General features: G+C 63.5%; 19 protein-coding genes and 1 tRNA gene. 12 read left to right on the forward strand and 8 right to left on the reverse strand.

The window, feature by feature from the left end:
* Positions 1–359 precede the first annotated feature (359 nt).
* Both J5J10_RS09155 and J5J10_RS09160 read left to right on the forward strand, forming a co-directional pair.
* The gene (locus J5J10_RS09155) at positions 360–695 is read left to right on the forward strand and encodes a PilZ domain-containing protein (RefSeq protein ID WP_208549565.1); all 336 of its coding nucleotides are present in this window, start codon (positions 360–362) and stop codon (positions 693–695) included.
* Between the two features lie 145 nt (positions 696–840).
* Positions 841–2,823 carry a bifunctional 2',3'-cyclic-nucleotide 2'-phosphodiesterase/3'-nucleotidase gene (locus J5J10_RS09160; protein ID WP_211929670.1) on the forward strand — a complete coding sequence of 661 codons (1,983 nt, stop codon included), beginning with the start codon at positions 841–843 and terminating at the stop codon, positions 2,821–2,823.
* A 7-nt stretch (positions 2,824–2,830) separates the two neighbouring features.
* Here J5J10_RS09160 and J5J10_RS09165 read toward each other — a convergent pair whose 3' ends face one another.
* A complete protein-coding gene (locus J5J10_RS09165) occupies positions 2,831–3,814 on the reverse strand; it encodes a LysR family transcriptional regulator (protein WP_211929671.1) in 984 nt (327 codons plus the stop codon).
* Positions 3,815–3,947: 133 nt separating this feature from the next.
* Between J5J10_RS09165 and J5J10_RS09170 the strand changes: the two genes are divergently transcribed.
* Positions 3,948–4,562 carry an FMN-dependent NADH-azoreductase gene (locus J5J10_RS09170; protein ID WP_211929672.1) on the forward strand — a complete coding sequence of 205 codons (615 nt, stop codon included), beginning with the start codon at positions 3,948–3,950 and terminating at the stop codon, positions 4,560–4,562.
* An 11-nt stretch (positions 4,563–4,573) separates the two neighbouring features.
* Here J5J10_RS09170 and J5J10_RS09175 read toward each other — a convergent pair whose 3' ends face one another.
* The 3 genes from J5J10_RS09175 to J5J10_RS09185 form a co-directional block, all read right to left on the reverse strand.
* Positions 4,574–5,839, reverse strand: a complete 1,266-nt coding sequence (locus J5J10_RS09175; RefSeq protein ID WP_211929673.1) for a GGDEF domain-containing protein — start codon at positions 5,837–5,839, stop codon at positions 4,574–4,576.
* A 92-nt stretch (positions 5,840–5,931) separates the two neighbouring features.
* A complete protein-coding gene (gene amt / locus J5J10_RS09180; RefSeq protein ID WP_349252058.1) occupies positions 5,932–9,051 on the reverse strand; it encodes an ammonium transporter in 3,120 nt (1,039 codons plus the stop codon).
* Positions 9,052–9,288: 237 nt separating this feature from the next.
* Positions 9,289–9,612 (reverse strand): HlyU family transcriptional regulator, encoded by a 324-nt coding sequence (locus tag J5J10_RS09185; protein ID WP_208549551.1) that lies wholly within the window; start codon positions 9,610–9,612, stop codon positions 9,289–9,291.
* 106 nt (positions 9,613–9,718) lie between these two features.
* Between J5J10_RS09185 and J5J10_RS09190 the strand changes: the two genes are divergently transcribed.
* The gene (locus tag J5J10_RS09190) at positions 9,719–10,714 is read left to right on the forward strand and encodes a glycerophosphodiester phosphodiesterase family protein (protein ID WP_211931193.1); all 996 of its coding nucleotides are present in this window, start codon (positions 9,719–9,721) and stop codon (positions 10,712–10,714) included.
* Here J5J10_RS09190 and ilvA read toward each other — a convergent pair.
* Positions 10,707–11,954, reverse strand: coding sequence for a threonine ammonia-lyase (gene ilvA / locus J5J10_RS09195; RefSeq protein WP_211929674.1), 1,248 nt, complete (start codon positions 11,952–11,954; stop codon positions 10,707–10,709). The two genes, J5J10_RS09190 and ilvA, sit on opposite strands and share 8 nt — an antisense overlap.
* A 104-nt stretch (positions 11,955–12,058) precedes the next feature.
* On the opposite strand from ilvA, the gene J5J10_RS09200 reads away from it, so the two are divergent.
* Positions 12,059–13,513: a TrkH family potassium uptake protein gene (locus tag J5J10_RS09200; RefSeq protein WP_211929675.1), complete on the forward strand. Its 1,455-nt coding sequence runs from the start codon at positions 12,059–12,061 to the stop codon at positions 13,511–13,513.
* A 62-nt stretch (positions 13,514–13,575) separates the two neighbouring features.
* Positions 13,576–14,175, forward strand: a complete 600-nt coding sequence (locus J5J10_RS09205) for a hypothetical protein (RefSeq protein ID WP_211929676.1) — start codon at positions 13,576–13,578, stop codon at positions 14,173–14,175.
* A gap of 36 nt (positions 14,176–14,211) precedes the next feature.
* Here J5J10_RS09205 and J5J10_RS09210 read toward each other — a convergent pair.
* The 3 genes from J5J10_RS09210 to wrbA form a co-directional block, all read right to left on the reverse strand.
* Positions 14,212–14,297 (reverse strand) — tRNA-Leu (locus J5J10_RS09210).
* A gap of 85 nt (positions 14,298–14,382) precedes the next feature.
* On the reverse strand, positions 14,383–14,652 hold the full coding sequence (locus J5J10_RS09215; protein WP_211929677.1) for a PilZ domain-containing protein: 270 nt from the start codon (positions 14,650–14,652) through the stop codon (positions 14,383–14,385).
* Between the two features lie 138 nt (positions 14,653–14,790).
* Positions 14,791–15,390, reverse strand: coding sequence for an NAD(P)H:quinone oxidoreductase type IV (gene wrbA, locus J5J10_RS09220; protein ID WP_211929678.1), 600 nt, complete (start codon positions 15,388–15,390; stop codon positions 14,791–14,793).
* 205 nt (positions 15,391–15,595) lie between these two features.
* On the opposite strand from wrbA, the gene J5J10_RS09225 reads away from it, so the two are divergent.
* The 6 genes from J5J10_RS09225 to J5J10_RS09250 all read left to right on the forward strand — a co-directional run bounded on the left by J5J10_RS09225 (position 15,596) and on the right by J5J10_RS09250 (position 21,678).
* The gene (locus J5J10_RS09225; RefSeq protein ID WP_211929679.1) at positions 15,596–16,363 is read left to right on the forward strand and encodes a competence/damage-inducible protein A; all 768 of its coding nucleotides are present in this window, start codon (positions 15,596–15,598) and stop codon (positions 16,361–16,363) included.
* Positions 16,364–16,495: 132 nt separating this feature from the next.
* Positions 16,496–17,341 (forward strand): universal stress protein, encoded by an 846-nt coding sequence (locus J5J10_RS09230; RefSeq protein ID WP_211929680.1) that lies wholly within the window; start codon positions 16,496–16,498, stop codon positions 17,339–17,341.
* A 278-nt stretch (positions 17,342–17,619) separates the two neighbouring features.
* Positions 17,620–19,398, forward strand: coding sequence for a methyl-accepting chemotaxis protein (locus J5J10_RS09235; protein ID WP_211929681.1), 1,779 nt, complete (start codon positions 17,620–17,622; stop codon positions 19,396–19,398).
* A gap of 87 nt (positions 19,399–19,485) precedes the next feature.
* Positions 19,486–20,064, forward strand: a complete 579-nt coding sequence (locus tag J5J10_RS09240; protein ID WP_211929682.1) for a hypothetical protein — start codon at positions 19,486–19,488, stop codon at positions 20,062–20,064.
* 287 nt (positions 20,065–20,351) lie between these two features.
* Positions 20,352–20,849, forward strand: a complete 498-nt coding sequence (gpt, locus tag J5J10_RS09245) for a xanthine phosphoribosyltransferase (protein ID WP_208549533.1) — start codon at positions 20,352–20,354, stop codon at positions 20,847–20,849.
* Between the two features lie 169 nt (positions 20,850–21,018).
* Positions 21,019–21,678 carry a PDC sensor domain-containing protein gene (locus J5J10_RS09250; RefSeq protein WP_211929683.1) on the forward strand — a complete coding sequence of 220 codons (660 nt, stop codon included), beginning with the start codon at positions 21,019–21,021 and terminating at the stop codon, positions 21,676–21,678.
* Positions 21,679–21,712 lie beyond the last annotated feature (34 nt).

Genomic DNA, 21,712 nt, shown 5'->3' on the forward strand with positions numbered 1-21,712 from the left:
TCACGAAAATCTAAGACCAAAACACCACCTGACCGCGCACCTCAAAACAAGAAAACCCGCCAAGCAAAAATCGGCGGGTTTGTCAGCGGTCTGAGGGCGGCCTTGGCCGCCCTTTTTCTGTTTTAGCCCCACCTCAAATACAACCCGACGCATGCGACACAACTTTGTTGTGCATAACACCAATTAGCCCACACCCCTTATTTCTCAGGCTCTTCCGCACTTTTTTCTTCTAAAAATAGCGCATGAAAACCCCTTTTTAGTCAGTTGCATGCAATTTTACTGATTATCGCCATCTTCCGTCAATTTTCCGGGCGCAACCATGGCGTACATTTAAGTTTGTATTAAAAAGGCGAAATCAAATGCATGCTAAAAAATACATGGATGGCCGCCGTGCTGACCGCATCCGTTGCAGCTTTCGCGGCACCCTCACCTTCCTGCATCAAACGGCCGACGTCCGGGTCATCGACATCTCGAGGCTCGGCATGGCGATCGAGGTGTTCGGCTGGCTCGACGCCCGATCAGGCGCCGTCGTCAAGATCAGGACCCACGAACTCGGCCTGATCGAAGCCACCGTCCGGTGGTACCGAGCTGGCAAGATGGGCCTGCAGGTGGAGGAGAGCAGCAATACGGCGGCGCAGATCGCCTCGTATTTCAAGCATTTCCACAAGCCGGTGGTCCTGCACGTGGTAAAATGACCGCTTGCTGGCGATGACAGCAAAAATCCGCGCAGCAATGCAGGATTTTACGTCGCCGTGTTCATACAGCCGTCATTTTCCAAATGCACTCCTGCGAAATGGACTCTAAAGTCCGCGGCGGACTCGCCAACGAAGGAGCGCGCTCATGACCCCTCTCATCACCCCGATCTCCCGCAGGAGCTTCATCGGCGGGCTTGCGGCGACTTCGGCGCTCATCGTCCTGCATCCGTTTTCCGTCCGTGCGGCGGCCAACCAGGCGCATCTCAGGCTCATGGAGACGACGGACATCCACGTGAACGTGATGCCCTACGACTATTACGCTGACAAGCCGAGCGACACGATGGGCCTTGCCCGGACGGCCTCGATCATCGCGGCGATCCGCGCCGAGGCCACCAATACGATGCTCGTCGACAACGGCGACCTTCTCCAAGGCAATCCGATGGGCGACTACATGGCCTATCAGAAGGGCATGAAGGAAGGCGACCTCCACCCGATCATGAAGGCGATGAACGTGCTCGGCTACGACTGCGGCACCGTCGGCAATCACGAGTTCAACTACGGGCTCGACTTCATGTTCAACACGCTGCGGGGGGCCAATTTCCCGATCGTTTGCGCTAACCTGACGAAGGGCGAACTGAACGGCGATCCGACCAAGGACGAACTGCATTTCCCGCCCTATGTGATCGTCAACAAGACGATCCGCGACGGCGCTGACCAGATGCATGACATCAAGGTCGGCGTCATCGGCTTCGTTCCGCCGCAGATCATGGTCTGGGACGCGGAGAAGCTTGAGGGCAAGGCGCAGACCCGCGACATCGTCGAGACGGCCAAGGCCTGGGTTCCGGTCATGAAGCAGGACGGCGCCGACATCATCATCGCCCTCTCCCACTCCGGCATAGAAGGCAAGGGTCAGTCCGACCGGATGGAAAACGCTTCGCTCTACCTCGCCGGCGTCGAAGGCATCGATGCCGTCTTCACCGGTCACCAGCATCTCGTCTTCCCCGGCACCAAGGACTTCGCCGACATCGAGGGCGTCGACACCGTCAAGGGAACGCTGCTCGGCAAGCCCGCCGTCATGGCGGGCTTCTGGGGCTCGCATCTCGGACTGATCGACCTGCTCGTCGAGAAGAACGGCGACAGCTGGAAGATCATCGACTTCACCTGCGAGGCCCGTGCGATCTATCATCGCGACGAGAACCGCAAGGTGGTCGCCGATGTCGGCGACAAGGAGGACGTGGTCGCCGCCGTCGCGGACGAGCACCGGGCGACACTCGACTATGTGCGCACCCCGGTCGGAAAGACGGCGGCACCGCTCTATTCCTATTTCGCGCTGGTTGCGGACGATCCGTCGGTACAGATCGTGTCGAACGCCCAGACCTGGTACATCCGCGACATGCTGAAGGACGGAGAGTACAAGGATTTCCCGGTCCTGTCGGCGGCGGCCCCGTTCAAGGCCGGCGGACGCGGCGGTCCTGACTACTATACCGATGTCGCCGCCGGAGACGTGGCGATCAAGAACGTCGCCGACCTTTACCTCTACCCGAACACGGTCCAGGCCGTGCTGATCACCGGCGAGCAGGTGCGGAACTGGCTCGAAATGTCGGCCGGAATGTTCAACCAGATCGAACCGGGCGCCAAGGATGCGCCGCTCCTCAATCCGGACTTCCCGTCCTACAATTTCGACGTGATCGACGGCGTCACCTACCAGATCGACCTGTCGAAGCCGGCCCGGTTCGACAAGGATGGCCGCGTGGTCAACGCGGAGTCCCATCGGATCGTCAACCTGACCTTCGCCGGTCAGCCGATCAATCCGGAACAGCAATTCGTCGTGGCGACCAACAACTACCGTGCGGGTGGCGGCGGCAAGTTTCCGGAGATCGCGTCCGACAAGGTGATCTTCGTGGCGCCCGACACCAACCGCGACGTGATCGTGCGCTACATCATCGCGCAGGACACGATCAACCCGACCGCCGACGGCAACTGGTCGTTCGCGCCGATGCCCGGCACGACGGTCGTGTTCGAAACCGGCCCGAAGGCGCGGCAATATGCGGGCGAGGTGAAGAGCGTCAAGATCGAGGACGCCGGCAACGGCGCGGACGGCTTCGCGAAGTTCCGCCTGATCCTCTGAAGGCCGCCTACTCGCTGGCCAGCAACACCGCTGCCGCGTCTTGCGGCGCGGTGTCGGCCGGAGCCATTTTCTGCAACGCGGTGCCGAGCGATGTCGGGCAGTGCGACAGCGACTGCCGGTACTGCTCCAGCAGCCAGCGTCCCGCCGGTCCGGGCGGCAATGCCCTCGGCCATTGCGCCTCGACCGGCATGTCGATCGGCTCGTAGGGCTCGACGTCGAGCTGGACCAGCCGGCCTTCGGTGATGTCATGTGCGACGACCGACAGCGGCATGCCGCCCCAGCCGAGACCGGCGATCAAGAGCTGCCGCTTGGTGCCCATGTCGCTCACCCGCCAGGCGCGACGCGAAAACACGTTGAAATCGTTATTCCCGGTGACGCCGGTGTCGTCGGCGACGACGATCTGCGTTTCCTCGCGCACATCCGCCAGAAGCAGGCGGCGGCCGGCTTTCGCCAGGGCATGGTCCGGGGCGGCCATCGCGGCCATGAAGGACAGGCCGATCCGCTCGCTTGCGACATCCTCCAGATCGCGCGGGCTCTGGCCGCCGATGCCGAGGCTCAGTTGGCCCTTGTGCACCATGTCGATGACCCTGAACGGCGACCCCGTCGTCAGCCGCAATGCGACATTGGGGAAGGTCTCCTGAAACCGGCGCAGAACGTCGACGGTCACATGCTCGGGCACCAGCACGCTGACGCCAAGATGCACCTCCGCCTCCAGCCCCTGGGTCAGAGAGGAGGCACGGGCGCGCAGGGTGTCGAGGTCTGCCATCATCCGCCGCGCATCCTCAAGAATGCCGCGGCCGGCCGCCGTCAGCACCGGATTGCGGGCGCTGCGGTCGAAAAGGGCGAGCTGCAGTTGCGCCTCGAGGTTTGCGATCGTGTAAGAGACGACCGACTGGGCGCGGTTCAGGCGCCGGGCGGCGGCAGAGAAGCTTCCGGCCTCGGCGACGGCGACGAACACCTGCAACTGATCGAGCGTGGGATTGGGAAGCATGGCATTCCATCTATTTTATGGATTGATCTGATCGATATTATCCCAGTTTCATCGATGAAATGCCAGTCCTATTTCTGGAGCCGAGACGTCCTCCCAGACGATCCGCTCCATGCAATTCATCGATAGGTGTCCCATGTCCTCCATTCTTCTCGTTCGCGGCAGCACCCGCGGTGACGATTCCATCTCCAGCAAGATCGCGGTGGAACTTGCCGAAAATCTCAAGGCCGCGACCGGCGCCGCCATTGTCGAGCGCGACCTCGCGCAGAACCCGCTGCCGCATATCGGCGCGGATTTCTCCTCCGCCATCCGGCTTCCGGCCGAGCAGCGCTCCGCCGAGCAGAGCGAGGCGATCGCGATCTCCGACGCCGTCGTCGACGAACTGCTCGCCGCAGATACGCTGATCCTCTCCAGCGGTTTCGTGAACTTCGGCATTTCGTCGATCCTCAAGTCGTGGATCGACCATGCGGCCCGCGCCGGGCGTACCTTCCGCTATACGGAAAACGGTCCTGAAGGCCTGGTGAAGGGCAAGAAGGCCTATATCGTGCTGGCATCCGGCGGCGTCTATTCGTCCGGCCCGGCGGCCTCGCTCGACTTCGCCGAGCCCTATCTGCGTTCGGTGCTGCACTTCATCGGCATCACCGATGTGGAGACCATCCGGATCGAGGGCGTCGCCTTCGGCCCCGACGCGGCCGAAAATGCGGTCAATGGCGCGCTCGCCCGCGCCCGGGATCTTGCCCGCGCTGCCTGAGGCAGGCTTCGTCAGATGTCGCGGGACGACCGCCCCACCGCCCGGTTGCGTCCCGCGCTCTTGGCCTCGTAGAGCCGCTGGTCGGCGGTGCTCAGCAGCGCATTGAAGCTGTGGCCGTCGTCCGGTGCCGTCGCGAGGCCTATGCTGATGGTCATCGGTTCGCCCGCCTCGTTGGCGACACCGGTGGCCATTTCCTGCCTGAGCCGCTCCACAACGGCCAACGCCTCGGCATGATCCGTGCGGGTCATCAGGATCACGAATTCCTCGCCGCCATAGCGGAACAGATGGTCGTTCGGCCTGAGCGACGCCGCCAGCCGGGCGGCGATATCCTTTAGAACCGCGTCGCCGCTCTGGTGGCCGAAGCGATCGTTGACGGACTTGAAGTGATCGACGTCGACAATCGCAACACTCGCCTGGGTCCCTTCGCGCAGACCATCGCGGATGAGCCGCGGCACCTCAATCTCCATCCGCCCGCGGTCGTAGACGCCGGTCAGCGTGTCGCGACCGGTGCGGGCCAGGAGATCCTCGTAGCGCTCGCGAAAGGTCAGATCGTTGAAGACATCGCCGATCGGACGGCGCGAGAAGACCACGCCGTGGTCGCGAAAGGCCGTCTGGTAGAGGCCGAACAGCAGCGCATAGAAGCCGCCCGCCATCATTTTCGCCTTCCAGCCGCCCCAAAAGACTTCGGCAGGCGCGTCGTAAAGATAATGCAGCAGCGCATAGAATCCGATCTGGTCGAAGGTGAGGATGGCGATGCCGGCGACGGCGAAGCGCAACACCATCCAGCGGGGTGCCCAGCGGCCCAGCCGCTCGTAAAGCAGGATGATGCCGATGGAATCGATATAGAGCAGCGCCGTTCCCCAGAGCATCAGCAGGCCCATGTTGCGGAGAAACGGCATGTCGACGGTCTGATCGGGCGAGAGGATGACCGGATCGTGCAGCAGCACGATCTGTGCCACGAGCAGGGTCACGAGATTGCCGAGAAACAGGCCGTAGATCGGCTGGCGAACGGCGGCAGCGTCCTCCTTGATGTAGAGCATCAGGATCAGCATGACCTTGCCGGCGAAGAAGACTGAGGATCCCGGCGACACAACGCCGAACGGCAGCGAGACGTAGAAGACGGCGGCCAGATAGGTCTCGACGAAATGCATGACACCGAGCGCCGTCAGGAACACGCCGAGGCCGATCCGGTGGCGGAAATGCAGAAGCACGGTCATCAGCGAGAAATAAACGACTGCCTCCACCAGCAGCAGTCCCAGATTGGTCAACTCACTCATCTCGCATTCGTCCTGCCTGTTCACGCCCCGCGAATCGATAGAGCGCATTCGAGAGCATGCACCTTATACATGCGTATAATAAAAGAGACAGACTAGCTGTCGGCCATTGCAGCAGCGGTCCGCGCGGTGGTGACGGATGCCGATCGCAGCGCCGTGGCCACCGCCCGCTCGATCGCCTGGGGCGCTTCTGCCGATGGCACGGGCCGGCCGAGCAGGAAGCCCTGCAACTCGTCGCAGCCGTGGCGGGCGAGGAAGAGCGCCTGCTCCATCGTCTCGACGCCCTCCGCCACGACCTTCATACCGAGACCACCGCCGAGATCGATGATCGTGCGAACGATCGCTTCGGCGCTCGCCTCGATACCGAGATTGGCGACGAAGCTGCGGTCGATCTTGATCGCATCGAAAGGATAGCGGTTCAGATAGCTGAGCGAGGAATAGCCTGTACCGAAATCGTCCAGCGCGATGTTGAACCCGGCGCGCTTCAGGTCCTTCAGGATCTGCAGGGCGCGGCGGTCGTCATCGATGAGCACGCTTTCGGTGATCTCCAGTTCGAAGCGGCTCGGCTGGATGCCGTAACGTTCAACCGTTTCCGTTAGGTTATGCAGAAACTCGGCATGGCGGAACTGGATCGGGCTAACATTCAGCGACAGCCGCGTCTCAGGCGGCAAGGTAAGCACCAGGCGGCAGGCTTCCGCGATCACCCATTCGCCGATGGCAATAATCTTGCCGGAGGCCTCGGCGACCGGAATGAAATCCACGGGACTGACCCAACCGCCGTCTGGGCGGCACCAGCGCAGCAAGGCCTCGTATCCGTCGATCTCGCCGCAACGGGCATCGACGCGCGGCTGAAGATGCAGCGAAAACTCGCCCTCCTCCAGCGCCCGGTCGAGGTCGCCCTCAAGCGCCCGGCGCTTTTCCACCAGTTCGGTCATGCCGGGGCGGAAGATCCGCCAGGTGTTCCGGCCGGAATTCTTGGCATGGTAAAGCGCCATGTCGGCCCGGCCGATCATGTCCTCGACGTTTCCGGCATGCTCCGGGCAGAGCGCCGCCCCGATGCTGGCGCCACAGCGGATCATGTTGCCGTTACCGATGTCGATCGGCTCGCGAAAGGCCGTGATCAGGCGGCGCCCGAAATCGTCGAGCTGCGCCTCGAAGGAGGCGTTGGCGAGGATCACCGCGAACTCGTCGCCGCCAAGCCGCGCCGCGAGATCGTGACTGCCGAGGGCGGCACAGAGCCGGACGGCACATTCGCGGATCACCGCATCACCGGCCGGATGGCCATAGATGTCGTTGATATCCTTGAAGCGGTCGAGATCGATCAGGACGACGGCGCAGCCCCAGCCGCTCGTGGCGCGGGCGACGCTTTCCTGTAGCTTCTCGGTAAACAGCGCCCGGTTGGCGAGCCCCGTCAGTGGATCGTGCTGGGCGAGATGCCGGATGCGACGCTCGGCCTCTTTCCGTTCACGCAAGTCGACCAGCGCGCCGATCCGCATCTTGCGTCCCCGAAAGGTGATGTTGCGACCCCTCGCCTCCACCGGAACACGCTCTCCCGTGGCGGTGACCACCGTGATCTCGTGATTGGTTTCGCTTTCGGTCGACAACGCCCGCTCCACCATCTGGCGGTCCTGCCCCGGAAGGAAGTCGAGGATCGACGTGCCGACCAGGTCGTCGAGCGGCCTACCGAGCAGTTCGGCAAGCTTCTGGTTGCCGTCGACGATGATGCCGTTCTCGTGCATGACGATCGCCTCGAAGGTCGCGTTGGCGAGCGTCGCGACGCGCTCGGCCTCCTCGTGATCGCGGCGCAGGCTCTTGACCTCTTCGCGGCTGCGCTCTGTTTCCTGGATATTGTCCATCAACCGGTTGAAGAGCGCGGTCAGCTTCTCCGCCTCGTCACCGGCCTCCACAGGCAGGCGATGGTTGAGGTCGGCGGTGCCGTCGACGAGGCCGGACAGCGCGTCCTCAACATGGCCGACACCAAGCCGCGTGCCATGTTCGGCGACGTTGAGGCCGACATCCTCGGCGGCCTCGGACACGCGAACCGTGGAGAACCGGTTGAGAAGCCAGAAGAAGGCATAGCCGAGGCCGAAGGCCCAGTAGAAATTCAACCCGGCGCCGAAGGCCTGGATGTAGAGTTGCGACAGACGACCGCCGGCCGGCAAGAGATCGACAGGGGCAAGCAGGGCGAGACCGAGCGTGCCGACGACGCCGGCAAAGGCGTGGACGCCGATCGCGCCGACCGCATCGTCGATGCCCATCACACGTTCGATGAAACTGATGCCCCAGATGGCGACCGCGCCACCCAGCGCGCCGATCAGCAAGGCGCCGCCGGGCGTCAGGATGTGGCAGCCCGCCGTCACCGCCACAAGGCCGCCCAGCATGCCGCTGAGCGACTTTTCCGGCAGCACGAGACGATCCTGGTAGTAGCCCATGACATAGCCGACGCAGGTGCCGATACCGCCGGCCAGCACCGTATTGAGGATGATCGGCGCGATTGCTGGCGAGGCAACCGTTGTCGACCCGCCATTGAAGCCGATCCAGCCGATGAACAGCAGCAGCCCGCCGGTGGTCGACAGCACGGGGCTGTGACCGGCCATGCGGCGCGGCCGTCCGTCCTCGCCGAAGCGACCGTGGCGTGCACCGATCACCATGCAGGCGGCCAGCGAGATCCAGCCGCCGGTCGCATGGACAACCGTCGAGCCGGCGAAATCGACAAAGCCGAGATTGCCGAGGAAGGCACCGTCATTGGCTCCCAGCGCCGCGCCCCAGACCCAGTGCACGAAGACCGGATAGATAAAGCCGGAAAGGACCAGCGATCCGAGGACATAGGTCGACAGTTTCATCCGTTCGGCGACCGCGCCCGACACGATGGTTGCCGCCGTGCCGCAGAACATCACCTGGAAGACAAAAAAGCCGGCTTCCCAGGTGTCGAGTGCGCGAAGGAAGAAGAAATCCCGGTCGATCCCGACCGGTAGCCAGCCCGAGGTGCCGAAGGCCAGCATGAAGCCTATGGCGGCGAAGGCGACCACGCCGAACACAAAATCCAGGAGGTTCTTCTGCGCCACGTTGATGGAGTTCTTCGAGCGAACCATGCCCGCCTCGAGCAACAGAAAACCCACCTGCATGAGCATCACGAGGCCGGCGGCGGTCATCAGCCATGCGAGGTCGAGATTGCGGGCGGAGGCGGCGACATCCCCGGCGGCGTGGGCAGGCACCCCCGCCAGGACAGAGAAACAAAGGCAGCCGGCCAGGGCGGTTACCCTGAAAAAAGGCCTTGAATGAAATCGCACTGCAACATCCCGGAAAAGCAATTCCGGCCAGCTAAGCGGAAATCATTTAAAATTGAGTGATCGCGAGAACTTAGCTTTCGCCTCGCGTTCCCTTGGTTCCGCGGCGCGTCTTCGGTCGGGCGGTGCGGAGTGCGCACCGATGCGGCAGTGCAGCAGGCGTCTTCAGACCGGGCGGCTTTTCTCGCCGTCCGCGAACAGCGACGCACCGTTCTGATCGATGATTTGCCGCGCCTTGCGGAAGGTGCAGTCGAACGCATCATCGGTATTCGAGAACACGTCGGCGCGGATGAACGTCCGCTGCAGAACCTCGCCGTCCACCGTCTTCTCGATGCGGCCGGCGAGCCGGTACTGGCCACCTTCCTTCATCGGGGTGGCGACGATGGTGAAGCCTTCATAGACCTGCGGCTCCGCCGAGGGACCGGCGGAGGGTGTTTCGGACTTGGAGCCGCCGAAGGCGGAAAAGATGCGCGAGAGAAACGAAGCCATATCCCCGACTACCACAGGACGCGACGCGGCTAAAGCCCGTTTCGTCTGGACACGGAAAGGCCGGATTCGCCGACGAGCGTAAGCCAACACCGAGGGAGAGTTGATGATTCGACGTATCATGCTTGTGGCGGCCATCGGCATCCTGGCGCTCTGGATCGGCAATACAAGCCTGTTCAGCAGCTTCCCCGACTATTACCAACCCCGGCTGATTGCGCATCGTGGCGTGCACCAGATCTTCGATCGCTCCGACCTCGACAACGACACCTGCACCGCCGAACGCATCTATCCGCCGACGCACGCCTATCTGGAAAACACCCTGCCCTCCATGGCAGCGGCCTTCGAGGCCGGAGCCGACGTGGTCGAACTCGACGTGCATCTGACGCCCGACGAAAAGTTCGCGGTCTTCCACGACTGGACGCTCGACTGCCGCACCGACCTTTCGGGCGTCACGGAGGAGACGCCGTTCTCCGAACTCGCGCGCGCCGACATCGGCCATGGCTATACCGCCGACGGCGGCAAGACCTTCCCGCTCCGCGGCAAGGGTGTCGGGATGATGCCGGACCTCGGGCAGGTGTTCGCGGCTTTTCCGGACAAAAAATTCCTGATCAATTTCAAGAGCCGCCGGACAGAGGAAGGAACGGCGCTGGTCGCCATGCTGGACGCCGATACCGCTGCACGACAGACCGTGTTCGGAGTCTACGGCGGCGACGAGCCGACCGACGCGGTGACATCGGCCATGCCGGGCATTCCCGGCTATACAAGGACTTCGGCCAAGGACTGCCTGCTCGGCTATCTGGCGCTCGGCTGGAGCGGTCACGTGCCGGATGCCTGTCGCGGCCGGCTGGTGCCGGTGCCGATCAACTTCGCACCGATCCTCTGGGGTTGGCCAGAGCGCTTCCAGGCCCGCATGGCGGCCGCAGGGTCTGAGGTCATCCTGCTTGGCCCCTACGGCGCCGGCGATCCGGGCTCGGCCGGGATCGACACGCCGGAGGACTGGGCAGACGTGCCCAAGCATTTCCCCGGCTATGTCTGGACCAACAGGATCGAGAACGCCCGCCAGTGGATGGCCGAGGCCGGTCTCGGTCCCGCTGCCGTCAGATGATCAGGTTGGCGAGGATCTCGTTCTCGGTGATATCCTCGTAGCCAAGGCCGGCGGCATCGAAGCGGCCGAGCAAATCGGTGAAGTTTCCCCGCTCGCGCGTCTCGATGCCGATCAGGATCGAGCCGAAATTCCGTGCGGTCTTCTTCAGGTATTCGAAGCGGGCGATATCGTCGTCGGGACCGAGCAGGTTGAGGAAGTCGCGCAGCGCGCCGGGACGCTGCGGCAGGCGCAGGATGAAGTATTTCTTCAGCCCCGCGTGGCGCATCGCCCGTTCCTTGACGTCGGGGAGACGTTCGAAGTCGAAATTGCCACCCGAGACGACGGCGACCACCGTCTTGCCCTCCAGCCTCTCGCGGCCCATCGCCTCCAAAGCCGCGATCGACAGGGCGCCGGCCGGTTCCAGCACCACGCCTTCGACATTGAGCATCTCGGTGATCGTCACGCAGATCGCGTTTTCCGGCAGGAGCATGACCTGATCGGCAGGAAACCGCTTCAAAAGCGAGAAGTTCAGATCGCCGATCCGGGCGACCGCGGCACCGTCGACGAAATTGTCGACCTTGGGCAGCGTCACGATCTCGCCCGCCTCCAGACTGCGCTTCAGGCTGGGGGCGCCTGACGGCTCTGCGAAGACGAAGGTTTCCGACGGCAGCGATTCGGAGAAATAACGCGTCATCCCCGCCGACAACCCACCGCCGCCGACCGGCATCACCACAAGTTCGGGCGTGACATCATCAGGCAATTGCGCCTCGATTTCAGCCGCGACCGTCGCCTGTCCCTCGACGATGTCCTCGTGGTCGAAGGGCGGCACCATGTAGCCGCCGATCGTCTCGACATGTTCGCGGGCAGCGGCATAGCACTGGTCGAAGATGTCGCCGAACAGGCGGATGGTGATGAATTCGCCGCCGAAGGTGCGGGTCTTGTCGATCTTCTGCTGCGGCGTCGTCACGGGCATGAACACCACGCCCGGCACGCCGAAATGGCGGCAGACGAAGGCAAAACCCTGGGCGTGGTTGCCGGCCGAGGCACAGACGAAGGTCTTGTCGGAGCCGCCGGCGGCAATCACCTTGCGGAAGAAATTGAAGGCGCCGCGCAGCTTGTAGGAGCGGACCGGCGTCAGGTCCTCGCGCTTCAGGTAGATCGAGGCGCCGTAGCGGCCGCTCAGATATTCGTTGAGTTGCAGGGGCGTCTCGGGAAACAGGCCGCGCAGGGCCCCGACCGCCTCATCGACCTTGTCGCGCATGGTCTGTCAATCCGTTGAATTTTATCGTGGCTCCCGCTATGGCATAGTCATGAGGCGGAGACCAAGCGCTTTTCCGCGGAACCTCGATCGGGACGCCCCTTCCTTTGAACGCCACGCAGCTCCGCTCCGCCATCTACATCGCCGCCCTCTGCGGCCTCTATCTGTCGACCGCCATGCTGATTCCGGCGATGGTCGATCTCTATTACGGCCACAGCGACTGGAAGGTGTTCGCGGCCTGCGCCTTCATGGTCGGGGCGCTGTCGCTGACGGCGGCCATGGCGACGCGCGGCCCGCCGCCGGTTTTCACCAAGCGCATGGGCTTCCTGCTCGTCAACGTGCTCTGGGCCACCTTCTCCGTGGTCGGTGCCATCCCGATGATGTTTTCCGGGCCGCAGCTCAGTTTCGCGCAGGCACTGTTCGAATCGGTCTCTGGTATCACCACCACGGGTTCGACCGTGCTCTCCGGCCTCGACCATATGCCGCCGGGTCTGCTGATGTGGCGCTCGCTGCTCTGCTGGCTTGGCGGTATCGGTATCGTCGCGCTCGGCCTGTTCGTCCTTCCGTTCCTCCGGGTCGGCGGAATGTCGTTCTTCAAGATGGAATCCTCCGACACCGGCGACAAGCCGTTCGCGCGGCTCGCCACCTTCACCCGCGCCTTCATCGGCGTCTATGTCGGCATCACGATTGCCTGCGCCATCGCCTATGATTTCGCCGGCATGACCCGGTTCGATGCCATCAACCATGCCTTCACGACCATCGCGACGGCCGGCTTCTCCACCCACGACGCATCGTTCGCCTATTTCCGCAGCGATGCGATCCTGTGGGTTTCGTCCTTCTTCATGACCGTCTGCAGCCTGCCGTTCTCGATTCTGATCGTGTTCATCGTGCGCGGCCGCCTCGATGCGCTGCGCGATCCGCAGATCGTCGTCTTTCTCGGCTATCTCCTGTTTTTTTCCGTCTCGGCCTCGATCTACAACCATCTCGCCAATGACGTGCCGTTCCACAGGGCGCTGACGCACGGCGTCTTCAACTTCGCCTCGATCCTCTCGACGACAGGGTTTTCCAGCGACGACTATCTCGGCTGGGGGCCGTTCGCCGTCACAGCCGCCTTCTTCGCCACCTTCGCCGGCGGCTGTTCCGGCTCGACGGCGGGCGGCATCAAGGCCTACCGCTTCGTGATCATGTTCGGCATCATCCACAACGGGCTCAAGCGGCTGATCTATCCCTCCGCCATCTATTCGGTGCGTTACGGCACGCAGACAGTCGACGTCGAGGTGCAGCGGACGGTCTTCCTGTTCTTCACCTCCTACATCTTCATCTGGTTCGTCGGCTCTATGGCGCTGTCGACCTTCGGCCACGATTTCGCGACATCGACCTCGGCGGTACTCACCGCACTGTCCAACGTCGGCCCCGGCGTCAGCGACCTGATCGGCCCGTCGGGCAATTTCGCGACGATGAACGAGGGCTCGCTCTACATCCTGTCGCTGATGATGCTGCTCGGACGCCTCGAGGTTCTCTCGGTCCTGGTACTTTTGCTGCCGACCTTCTGGCGGACGTGACGGCTCTCCCTTGACGGCTGTCGCGGTTGCCCGAACACTGCGGCCAAAGAGGAGAATCGCCCGTGCTCGCCATCTGCTTCCACCGCCTGCACCGCCTGCTGCCCACCGCTGTGCTCGGCCTCTGTCTCGGGGTGCAGACAGCGGCAGCCGGGCCGCTCGTGGATGCGGCGACGCAGGCCGAAGCGCTGGCAGCCGGCGGCAACGCGCGAGCGGCGCATGCAAAAATGCAGGAAGCCTTCGGCGACTTCGCCGCCACACTTCCGCTCACCGTCAGCCTTGCCGAATTCGCCACCGACAAGCCGGCCGCCTACGGCTCCTACACGCCGCGTCCCGGCACTGTCTTCAAGCCGGGCGAGCCGCTGATCACCTATCTGGAACTGATCGGCCTCACCTGGGAAACGCTGCCGGACAAGCGCTACACCTCGGCCTTCAACGTCGATCTGGAACTGATCGACTACAAGGGCGACACGCTCGCCGCCCAGAAGAAGTTCGGCAGCTTCTCCTTCACCGGCCGCGTCCGCAACCAGGAAATCTACACCCACCTCACCCTCGACGTCACAGGCGCTCCCGCCGGCGACTACAAGGTCCGCTACACCGTCAACGACACGGTCGGCAACCGCTCGACGAGCTTCGAACAGAAGTTCTCAATCGCGAAGGAGTGAGGGTGTGGGTGGCAGGCGAATCGCGGAACGCGCATCTGGTGCGGACGACGGGGATCGAACCCGTATAGCCTAAGGCCGAGAGATTTTAAGTCTCTTGCGTCTACCAGTTTCGCCACGTCCGCGCGGCATCTGTTTCAACCAGATGCCGCGCGAGGTCAAGCCGCCTTGGGAGGGTGGCGGTACGGTATGAGGCGGTTGCAACGGCCGTCAGGCGGCCTGGCCTTCAGCAGCGTCGAACGAGACCCCGAGTTCCTTTGCCAGGCGCCAGCGGACTTCACAGTGGCGGCGGGTGCCGTCGCTCAACTGCACGAAAAAGCGGTCCGGCAGGTTTATCGTCGTTTCCAGCGCGATCCTGGCCCCGGCCTCGGAGAGGTTGCGGATGACGCAGTCGAAGGTCGACTGCTTGTTGTCGAGAATCAGGCTCGCTGCCTTCAGGGCGCGCATGCGGACGTGGCGACGACGGTCGTGATCGTACATGGGATTGCCTCCTTTATGGAAAGCGAACCTAGCCAGCAAAACCTAACGCACTCTCATTCTGACATATAGTATTTTAGCAATACCAAAAAAGGCGCGAGGTTTCCCCCGCGCCTTGCTGTTCGCCTGGAGACTGGCGTGTCAGGCGGACAGCTTCGAAGCGAGCTTTGCGACGTGGGCGCCCTGGTAGCGGGCTGCTTCCAGTTCAATCTCGGAGGGCTGACGCGAGCCGTCGCCGTCGGTGATCGTCGAGGCGCCATAGGGCGAGCCGCCCTTGACCTGCTCGACACCCATCTGGCCCTGGAAGGCATAGGGAAGACCGACAACGGCCATGCCGTGGTGCAGGAAGGTGGGGATGAAGCCCATGATCGTGGTTTCCTGGCCGCCGTGCTGGGTCGCGGTCGAGGTGAACATCGAGCCGATCTTGCCGACCAGCTTGCCCTGCGCCCAGAGGCCGCCGGTCTGATCCCAGAAATTGCGCATCTGCGAGGCGACCGTGCCGTAACGCGTACCGGCGCCGACGATGATCGCGTCGTACTGGTCGAGTTCGTTCGGATCGGCGATCGGGGCAGCCTGGTCCATCTTGTAGTAGGACGCCTTGGCGACCTCGTCCGGCACCAGTTCCGGAACGCGCTTGATCACGACGTCGGCGCCTGCAGACTTGGCGCCCTCGGCAACGGCGTTCGCCATGGTTTCGATATGGCCATAGGCCGAGTAGTAAAGGACCAGTACCTTCGTCATGCCAGTTCTCCCGTGCGGATTGGAAATTCGATGACGTCACCTAGCAAAACCCGGCTCTTCCAGAAATCCCGGTGACGGTGACACACTGTCAACGGCACGCAGACTATCCGGTTCCCCGAGAGGCGGTGGGAGCTCCTGCTGCGGGCGACGCGATTGCTTTCGCACGTGGATGCGCTACTTAGGGGCCGATACGGAGATCACAACCATGGGCGAAACCACCATCAAGACGGCCGCGATGCTCGCGATCGGCGACGAACTTCTGTCGGGCCGAACCAAGGACAAGAATATCGGCCATCTGGCGGATGTGCTCACGCTTGCCGGCATCGACCTCAAGGAGGTGCGAATCGTCTCCGACGAGGAGGACGCCATCGTCGAGGCGCTCGATGCGCTGCGGCACCGCTACCACTACGTCTTCACCTCCGGCGGCATCGGCCCCACCCATGACGACATCACGGCGGATGCCGTATCGCGCGCTTTCGGCGTGCCCTGTGTCCACGATCCGGACGCCATGGCACTTCTCGCCGCCATGTACGAGCGACGCGGCATGGAATTCACCGAAGCCCGCCAGCGCATGGCCCGCATGCCCGAGGGCGCGCGCCATATCGCCAATCCGGTGTCGACCGCGCCCGGCTTCATCATCGGCAATGTCCACGTGATGGCCGGCGTGCCGCAGGTGTTCCAGGCCATGGTGCAGAATGTCGTGCCGACGCTTGCGGGTGGCGCCAAGGTTCTCTCCCGCTCGGTCACCTGCCCCTTCGGCGAAGGCGATATCGGCACGGCGCTCGGCGCAATCCAGAAGAACAATCCGGAGACCAGCATTGGCTCCTATCCCAAGTTCGACGGCGACCGCTTCTCCACGGAACTCGTGATCCGCGCCCGGCAGGCCGAACGTATCGACGCCGCCGAAAAGGACATCCTGGCGATGATCGCGGAGATCGCGGCGACCAAGGCGGGGATCGGGGAACCCGTCTGAGCCGAACCAGGCTGCCCGGCCGGGCATTATAGGTCTGACAGGATATCGATTTGACCGAAGTCAAGGCGCCGGTCGTCGCCAACCTGTTTAAAATCACGTGCGGGACGCGTTTGCCGCAAAGGGAGATTTATTATGGCCTATAAAACAATTCTTGCCGTACTGGACACGCCGAAAAACGCAGCGCAGGTCGTGGAGTTTTCCATCGCGCTCGCTGAACAATACCAGTCGCACATCGTCGGCCTGCATGCCGAGACGATCGCTGCCGTGCCGATCGTCGCTCCCATGGAGATTCCCGACCCGACCACCGTTCAGGCCCTGCAGGATATGGCGCATACGGAGACGATGAATGTGGAGAAGCTTTTCCGCGACATCGCTGGCCGCAACGGCGCCTCGCATGAATGGCGCAGCTTCCTGTCGTCGGCCGGCTATAGCTCGGCGGCGCTGATCGACAGCGCCCGCACCTCCGACCTGGTGATCGCCGCCCAGGGAGAATCCAGCCTGCTCACCGAGAGCCGGGCGGAACTCGAGAGCTTCCTGTTCGAAAGCGGCCGGCCGGTTCTGCTCGTGCCCTATATCCTGAAGCAGCCGAAGCCGATCAAGCGGGTGATGATCGCCTGGAACGGCTCGCGCGAGGCGGCCCGCGCCACCTTCGACGCGCTCCCCTTCCTCAAGGCCGCCGACACGGTGGAGATCTTCAGCGTCGATCCGCCCGAGACCAGCACCCAATCCTCCGAGATGGCCGGCGCCGAGATCGCCGCGACACTGGCGCGCCATGGCGTCAACGTCACGGTCGTCAGGGCCGAAACCGACAACAGCCTGCCGCCGGCCGCGGCGATCGAGAACCGTCTGTCCGACAGCTCGATCGATCTTCTCGTGATGGGCGCTTACGGCCACAAGCGCTGGTGGGAAATGCTGTTCGGCGGCGTCACCCGCACCGTGCTCGATTCGATGACGGCGCTGACGCTGCTCTCGCGCTAGCAGGCGCGGTCGCAAAGGCGTCTCCGCCCCCTACGGTCTCTATCGCCCGCGCCCTCCGGCGCGGGCTTTTTGATGCCTGCGGCAGGCTGGAAACGGTGACACGGCCGAAAATGATGCAGCAAAGATATCGCAATATTCCTATTTACGAATCTTTTAATGTTCTAATACTAAAAATCGCACTGGACGACGGATGCGCGGTGAAGACCGCGACGCCTCGAGGAGTGGCTTTGGAGCGCCGTCGCATCGCCTGCCCGTAGCGCCTGGAGGTCGCTCGACATATGTTCCGATTGCTGAATTCCCTGTCCCTGACAGTCAAGCTCGCCGCGCTGATCGTCGCGATCAACACCGTGGGCGTCATCGGTCTTTCCGCTTACAGCTTCATCAGCCAGAAAGGCACGATGCTCACCCTCGCCGAAGCGAGTTGGGGCAAGGATTCCACGCAGTTCGCGGACCTGTCGGCCGGCGGCGTGAAGTGGGGCAAGGCCGATGCGGTCGCCGATACCTACAAGCTCTATCGTGACGATCCGTCCCTCGACCTCGTGCACTTCACCGCCGTGAACGCCGAACAGAAGGTCATCGACAGCTGGCGGCGCGAGGGGCTGGACGCCCTGCCCTCCGCCGAGGATATCGCCGCGCTTGCCAAGACGGCGCCGGCGCAACAGGTTCTTGACGAAAGCGCCATGGCGGCCGGTATCGTCACTTTCGTGACACCTCTTCCGGTCGACAAGAGCGGCGCGATACCCGGCTATGTGGTCACGACATGGTCGGCCGACCGTGTTCTCGCGACGGCCCGCACCAATGCGTTGATCGCGCTCGCCATCCAGGCGGCCGTCATCGCGGTGGCTGTCGTTGCTTTCCTCGTTGCCATGCGCGCCCTCGTCGGACGCCCGCTCGGCACCCTCAGCGGTCGCATCGTCGCGCTTCAGGAGGGCGACATGCAGACGCCCGTGATGTTCCAGCAGAAGGGAGACGAGGTCGGTTTCCTCGCCAGGGCGCTGGAGCGCTTCCGGCTCGACGCGATCGAGACTGCCGAGCAACGCAGCCGCGCCGAACAGCAACAGGCGACGCTTGACCAGGAACGCGCCCGCAACGCGGCCATGAGCGAGGAAGCGGCCGCGACCCAGCGGCGCATCATCGACCGCGTCGGCGAAGCGCTGTCGCTTCTGTCCGGCGGACAGCTCGCCACCCGCCTCCAGGAACTCGGCCCCGACTTCGAACAGCTGCGCGTCGATTTCAACAACATGGTCGGGAGCGTCTCGGATGCCATCTCCTCGATCAAGGCCGCATCGGTGGCCGTCGAAAGTGGTGTCGGCGAACTCGCCGACCAGGCACAGCAACTGGCCAAGCGCACCGAGCAGCAGGCCGCCTCGCTTGAGGAAACCGCCGCCGCGCTCGACGAGGTCACCAAGACCGTCCAGACATCCTCGCAGGACGCCGAGCGCGCCGGCCGTATGGTCAACGAGGCGAAATCGGAGGCCGGCGAATCCGCAGAGGTGGTCCGCCGCGCGATCGGCGCCATGGACCGCATCCAGAATTCCTCCTCGCAGATCGGCCAGATTATCGGCGTCATCGACGAGATCGCCTTCCAGACCAACCTGCTGGCGCTGAATGCCGGCGTGGAAGCAGCCCGCGCCGGAGAAGCAGGCAAGGGTTTTGCCGTCGTTGCCCAGGAAGTGCGGGAACTCGCCCAGCGCTCGGCCACCGCGGCGAAGGAGATCAAGCACCTGGTCGCCGCCTCCAGCGCCGAGGTCGAAGGCGGCGTCAGCCTCGTCAACGAAACCGGCGAGGCCCTGCTCAAGATCGAAGGCCGCATCGGCAATATCGCCGAGACCATCGTCGCGATCGCCTCGTCCTATCGCGAACAGTCGTCCGGCCTTCGCGAGATCAACCATGCCATCAACGAGATGGATCAGGCGACCCAGCGCAATGCGGCCATGGTCGAGGAGACCTCTGCCGCCTGCCACGACCTCCTGAACCAGAGCCGCCTGCTGCAGGAAGCCGCCGGTCGCTTCGAGCTCGACATGGAAAAAACCCAGCCTGTCCGGCGCGTTGCCTGACGGCCTTTCGCCAACATGACCTCCATGCGGGATCCGGAGGATCTTATGGTCCCGCGCCCCAACCAAACCCATGAGGAGACCCCATTGATGAAGAAAGTTCTCACCAGCGTGATCGCACTCTGTGCGTTTGCCGCCACCGGCGGCCTGGCCAGCGCCGAGGAGGCGCATGTCGCCCCCGTCACCGCCTATGTCCAGGAAAACGTCGTCCCCTGGCTCTCCGATCCGGCCGTCATCGCCGCGATCAAGGCCCAGAACGAAAAGCATGCCGGCCTTTCCGCCGCCGACATCGACGCGCTCGACAAGAAATGGCGAGCCGAGGTCGAAACCTCCGACCGCCCGATGATCAGCGAGGTTCTTGGCAACGATCTCTCGAAGATGCTGCAGGAAAAGCAGATGGGCTCCGAGGGCACGATCTCCGAGCTCTTCGTCATGGACAACAAGGGGCTGAACGTCGGCCAGAGCGACGTCACTTCCGATTACTGGCAGGGCGACGAGGACAAGTTCAACAAGAGCTTCGGCGCGGGCAAGGACGCGATCTTCGTCGACGCGGTCGAGAAGGACGAGTCCACCCAGGCGCTGCAGTCGCAGGCCTCCGTCACGATCAGCGACGAGAGCGGCGCGCCGATCGGCGCGATCACCATCGGCATCAACATGGACGCGCTCTGATTTGCAAACGCGACGTGCCCGCACGACAGATGGCGGGCACTGACGCGGGCGACATATCCGGGCTACTCCGGACCGGACCGGACCCGGACACCCTTCCCTTCAACGCCGGCGCGGCGGCTCTTGCCAGCGCGCCGGCTTTGCCGCTAATAGCCGTGCCCTATGACGGCAGTTCAGGGCACGGCATTTTTTTGAGCGACCCGCCCGTCCCGGTTTCGGGGCAACCGCCGTCGCCGGCCGGCCGGATGCCGGAGAGGTCAACCGAAGACGCTGCCCGCGGAGCCAACCCGATGTCACTGCCCGAAAAAGCCTTTCCCGTTTCCTGGGACCAGTTCCACCGCGACGCCCGTGCGCTTGCCTGGCGTCTCGCCGGCCTCACGGAAGAGTTCCGCGCCATTGTGTGCATCACGCGCGGCGGTCTGGTGCCGGCCGCGATCATCTCGCGCGAACTCAACATCCGGCTGATCGAGACCGTCTGCATCGCCTCCTACCACGATTATCTCAATCAGGGCGAAATGAACCTGCTCAAGGGCATCACGCCGGAACTGTTGGAGAATGGCGGCAAAGGCGTGCTTGTGGTCGACGACCTCACCGATACCGGCAAGACCGCCAAGGAAGTCCGCGACATGCTGCCGAACGCGCACTTCGCCTGCGTCTACGCCAAGCCGAAGGGCGTGCCCACCATCGACACTTTCGTCACCGAAGTCTCGCAGGACACCTGGATCTACTTCCCCTGGGACATGGGCTTTACCTACCAGGAACCGATCGCCAAGGGTCACAAGGGCTGACGGAAGGTCCGAAAAGGTCCCGTCATAGTCTGGCGGATCGTATCTTTCCCGTTTATCAAATACTAAAACAACCGGGTTAAAAACTGGGGCTCCGGCGGTTCCGGCCCTGTTGCGAATGTCTCGCGACGGGTCGGAGCGGACGGAGCCTCACCATGTACGATCGATGCCAATGCCGAGACGCCTATCCTCAGCCCCGCGCCGACCGAAGCTGATCCTCGTCAGCCTCGCTGTCCTCCTGCCGTGCCTGCTGGCAGGCGCGCTGATGGTGCCGCATTCATTCGGCACCCAGGACAGCGTCGACGTCTCCCACGAACAACTGGTGCAGATCGAGACCTTCATGCACGAGAGCGTCAGGCCATGGCTGTCGGACCCTCTTCTGGCCGCCGCGATCACGGCGCAGAACGTCGAGAATGCCGACCTTACCGATGCCGAGATCGATGCGCTCGACCGTGCCTGGCGCAACGATGTCGCCGCTGGCGGCTCGCCCACGATCGAGGCCATGCTCGCCCGGCCGCTGTCTCGGATTCTGCAGAACAGACAGGAAGGATCCGCCCACCTGATCACCGAGATCATCGTCACGGACCGGCACGGCCTCAATGTCGGCCAGTCGACGGTCTCCACCGATCTGTGGCAGGGGGATGAGGCGAAGTTCACGCGAACCTACGGTCAGGACGAGGATTTCGTGCTGGTCGAAAAGCCGGAACTCGACGAGTCGACCCAACGCCGCCAGGTCCATGCATCCATGCCCATCACAGACCCCTCCGGCCGCCCGATCGGCGTCATCACCCTTGGCATCGACCTCGAGGCGCTCGACCGTCTGGCGCGATAAACATGGGGCGGCACAAGGCCGCCCCCCTTTCCCC

Origin of the sequence: Ciceribacter sp. L1K23, from assembly GCF_018122705.1 — a bacterium.
Taxonomy (GTDB): domain Bacteria; phylum Pseudomonadota; class Alphaproteobacteria; order Rhizobiales; family Rhizobiaceae; genus Allorhizobium.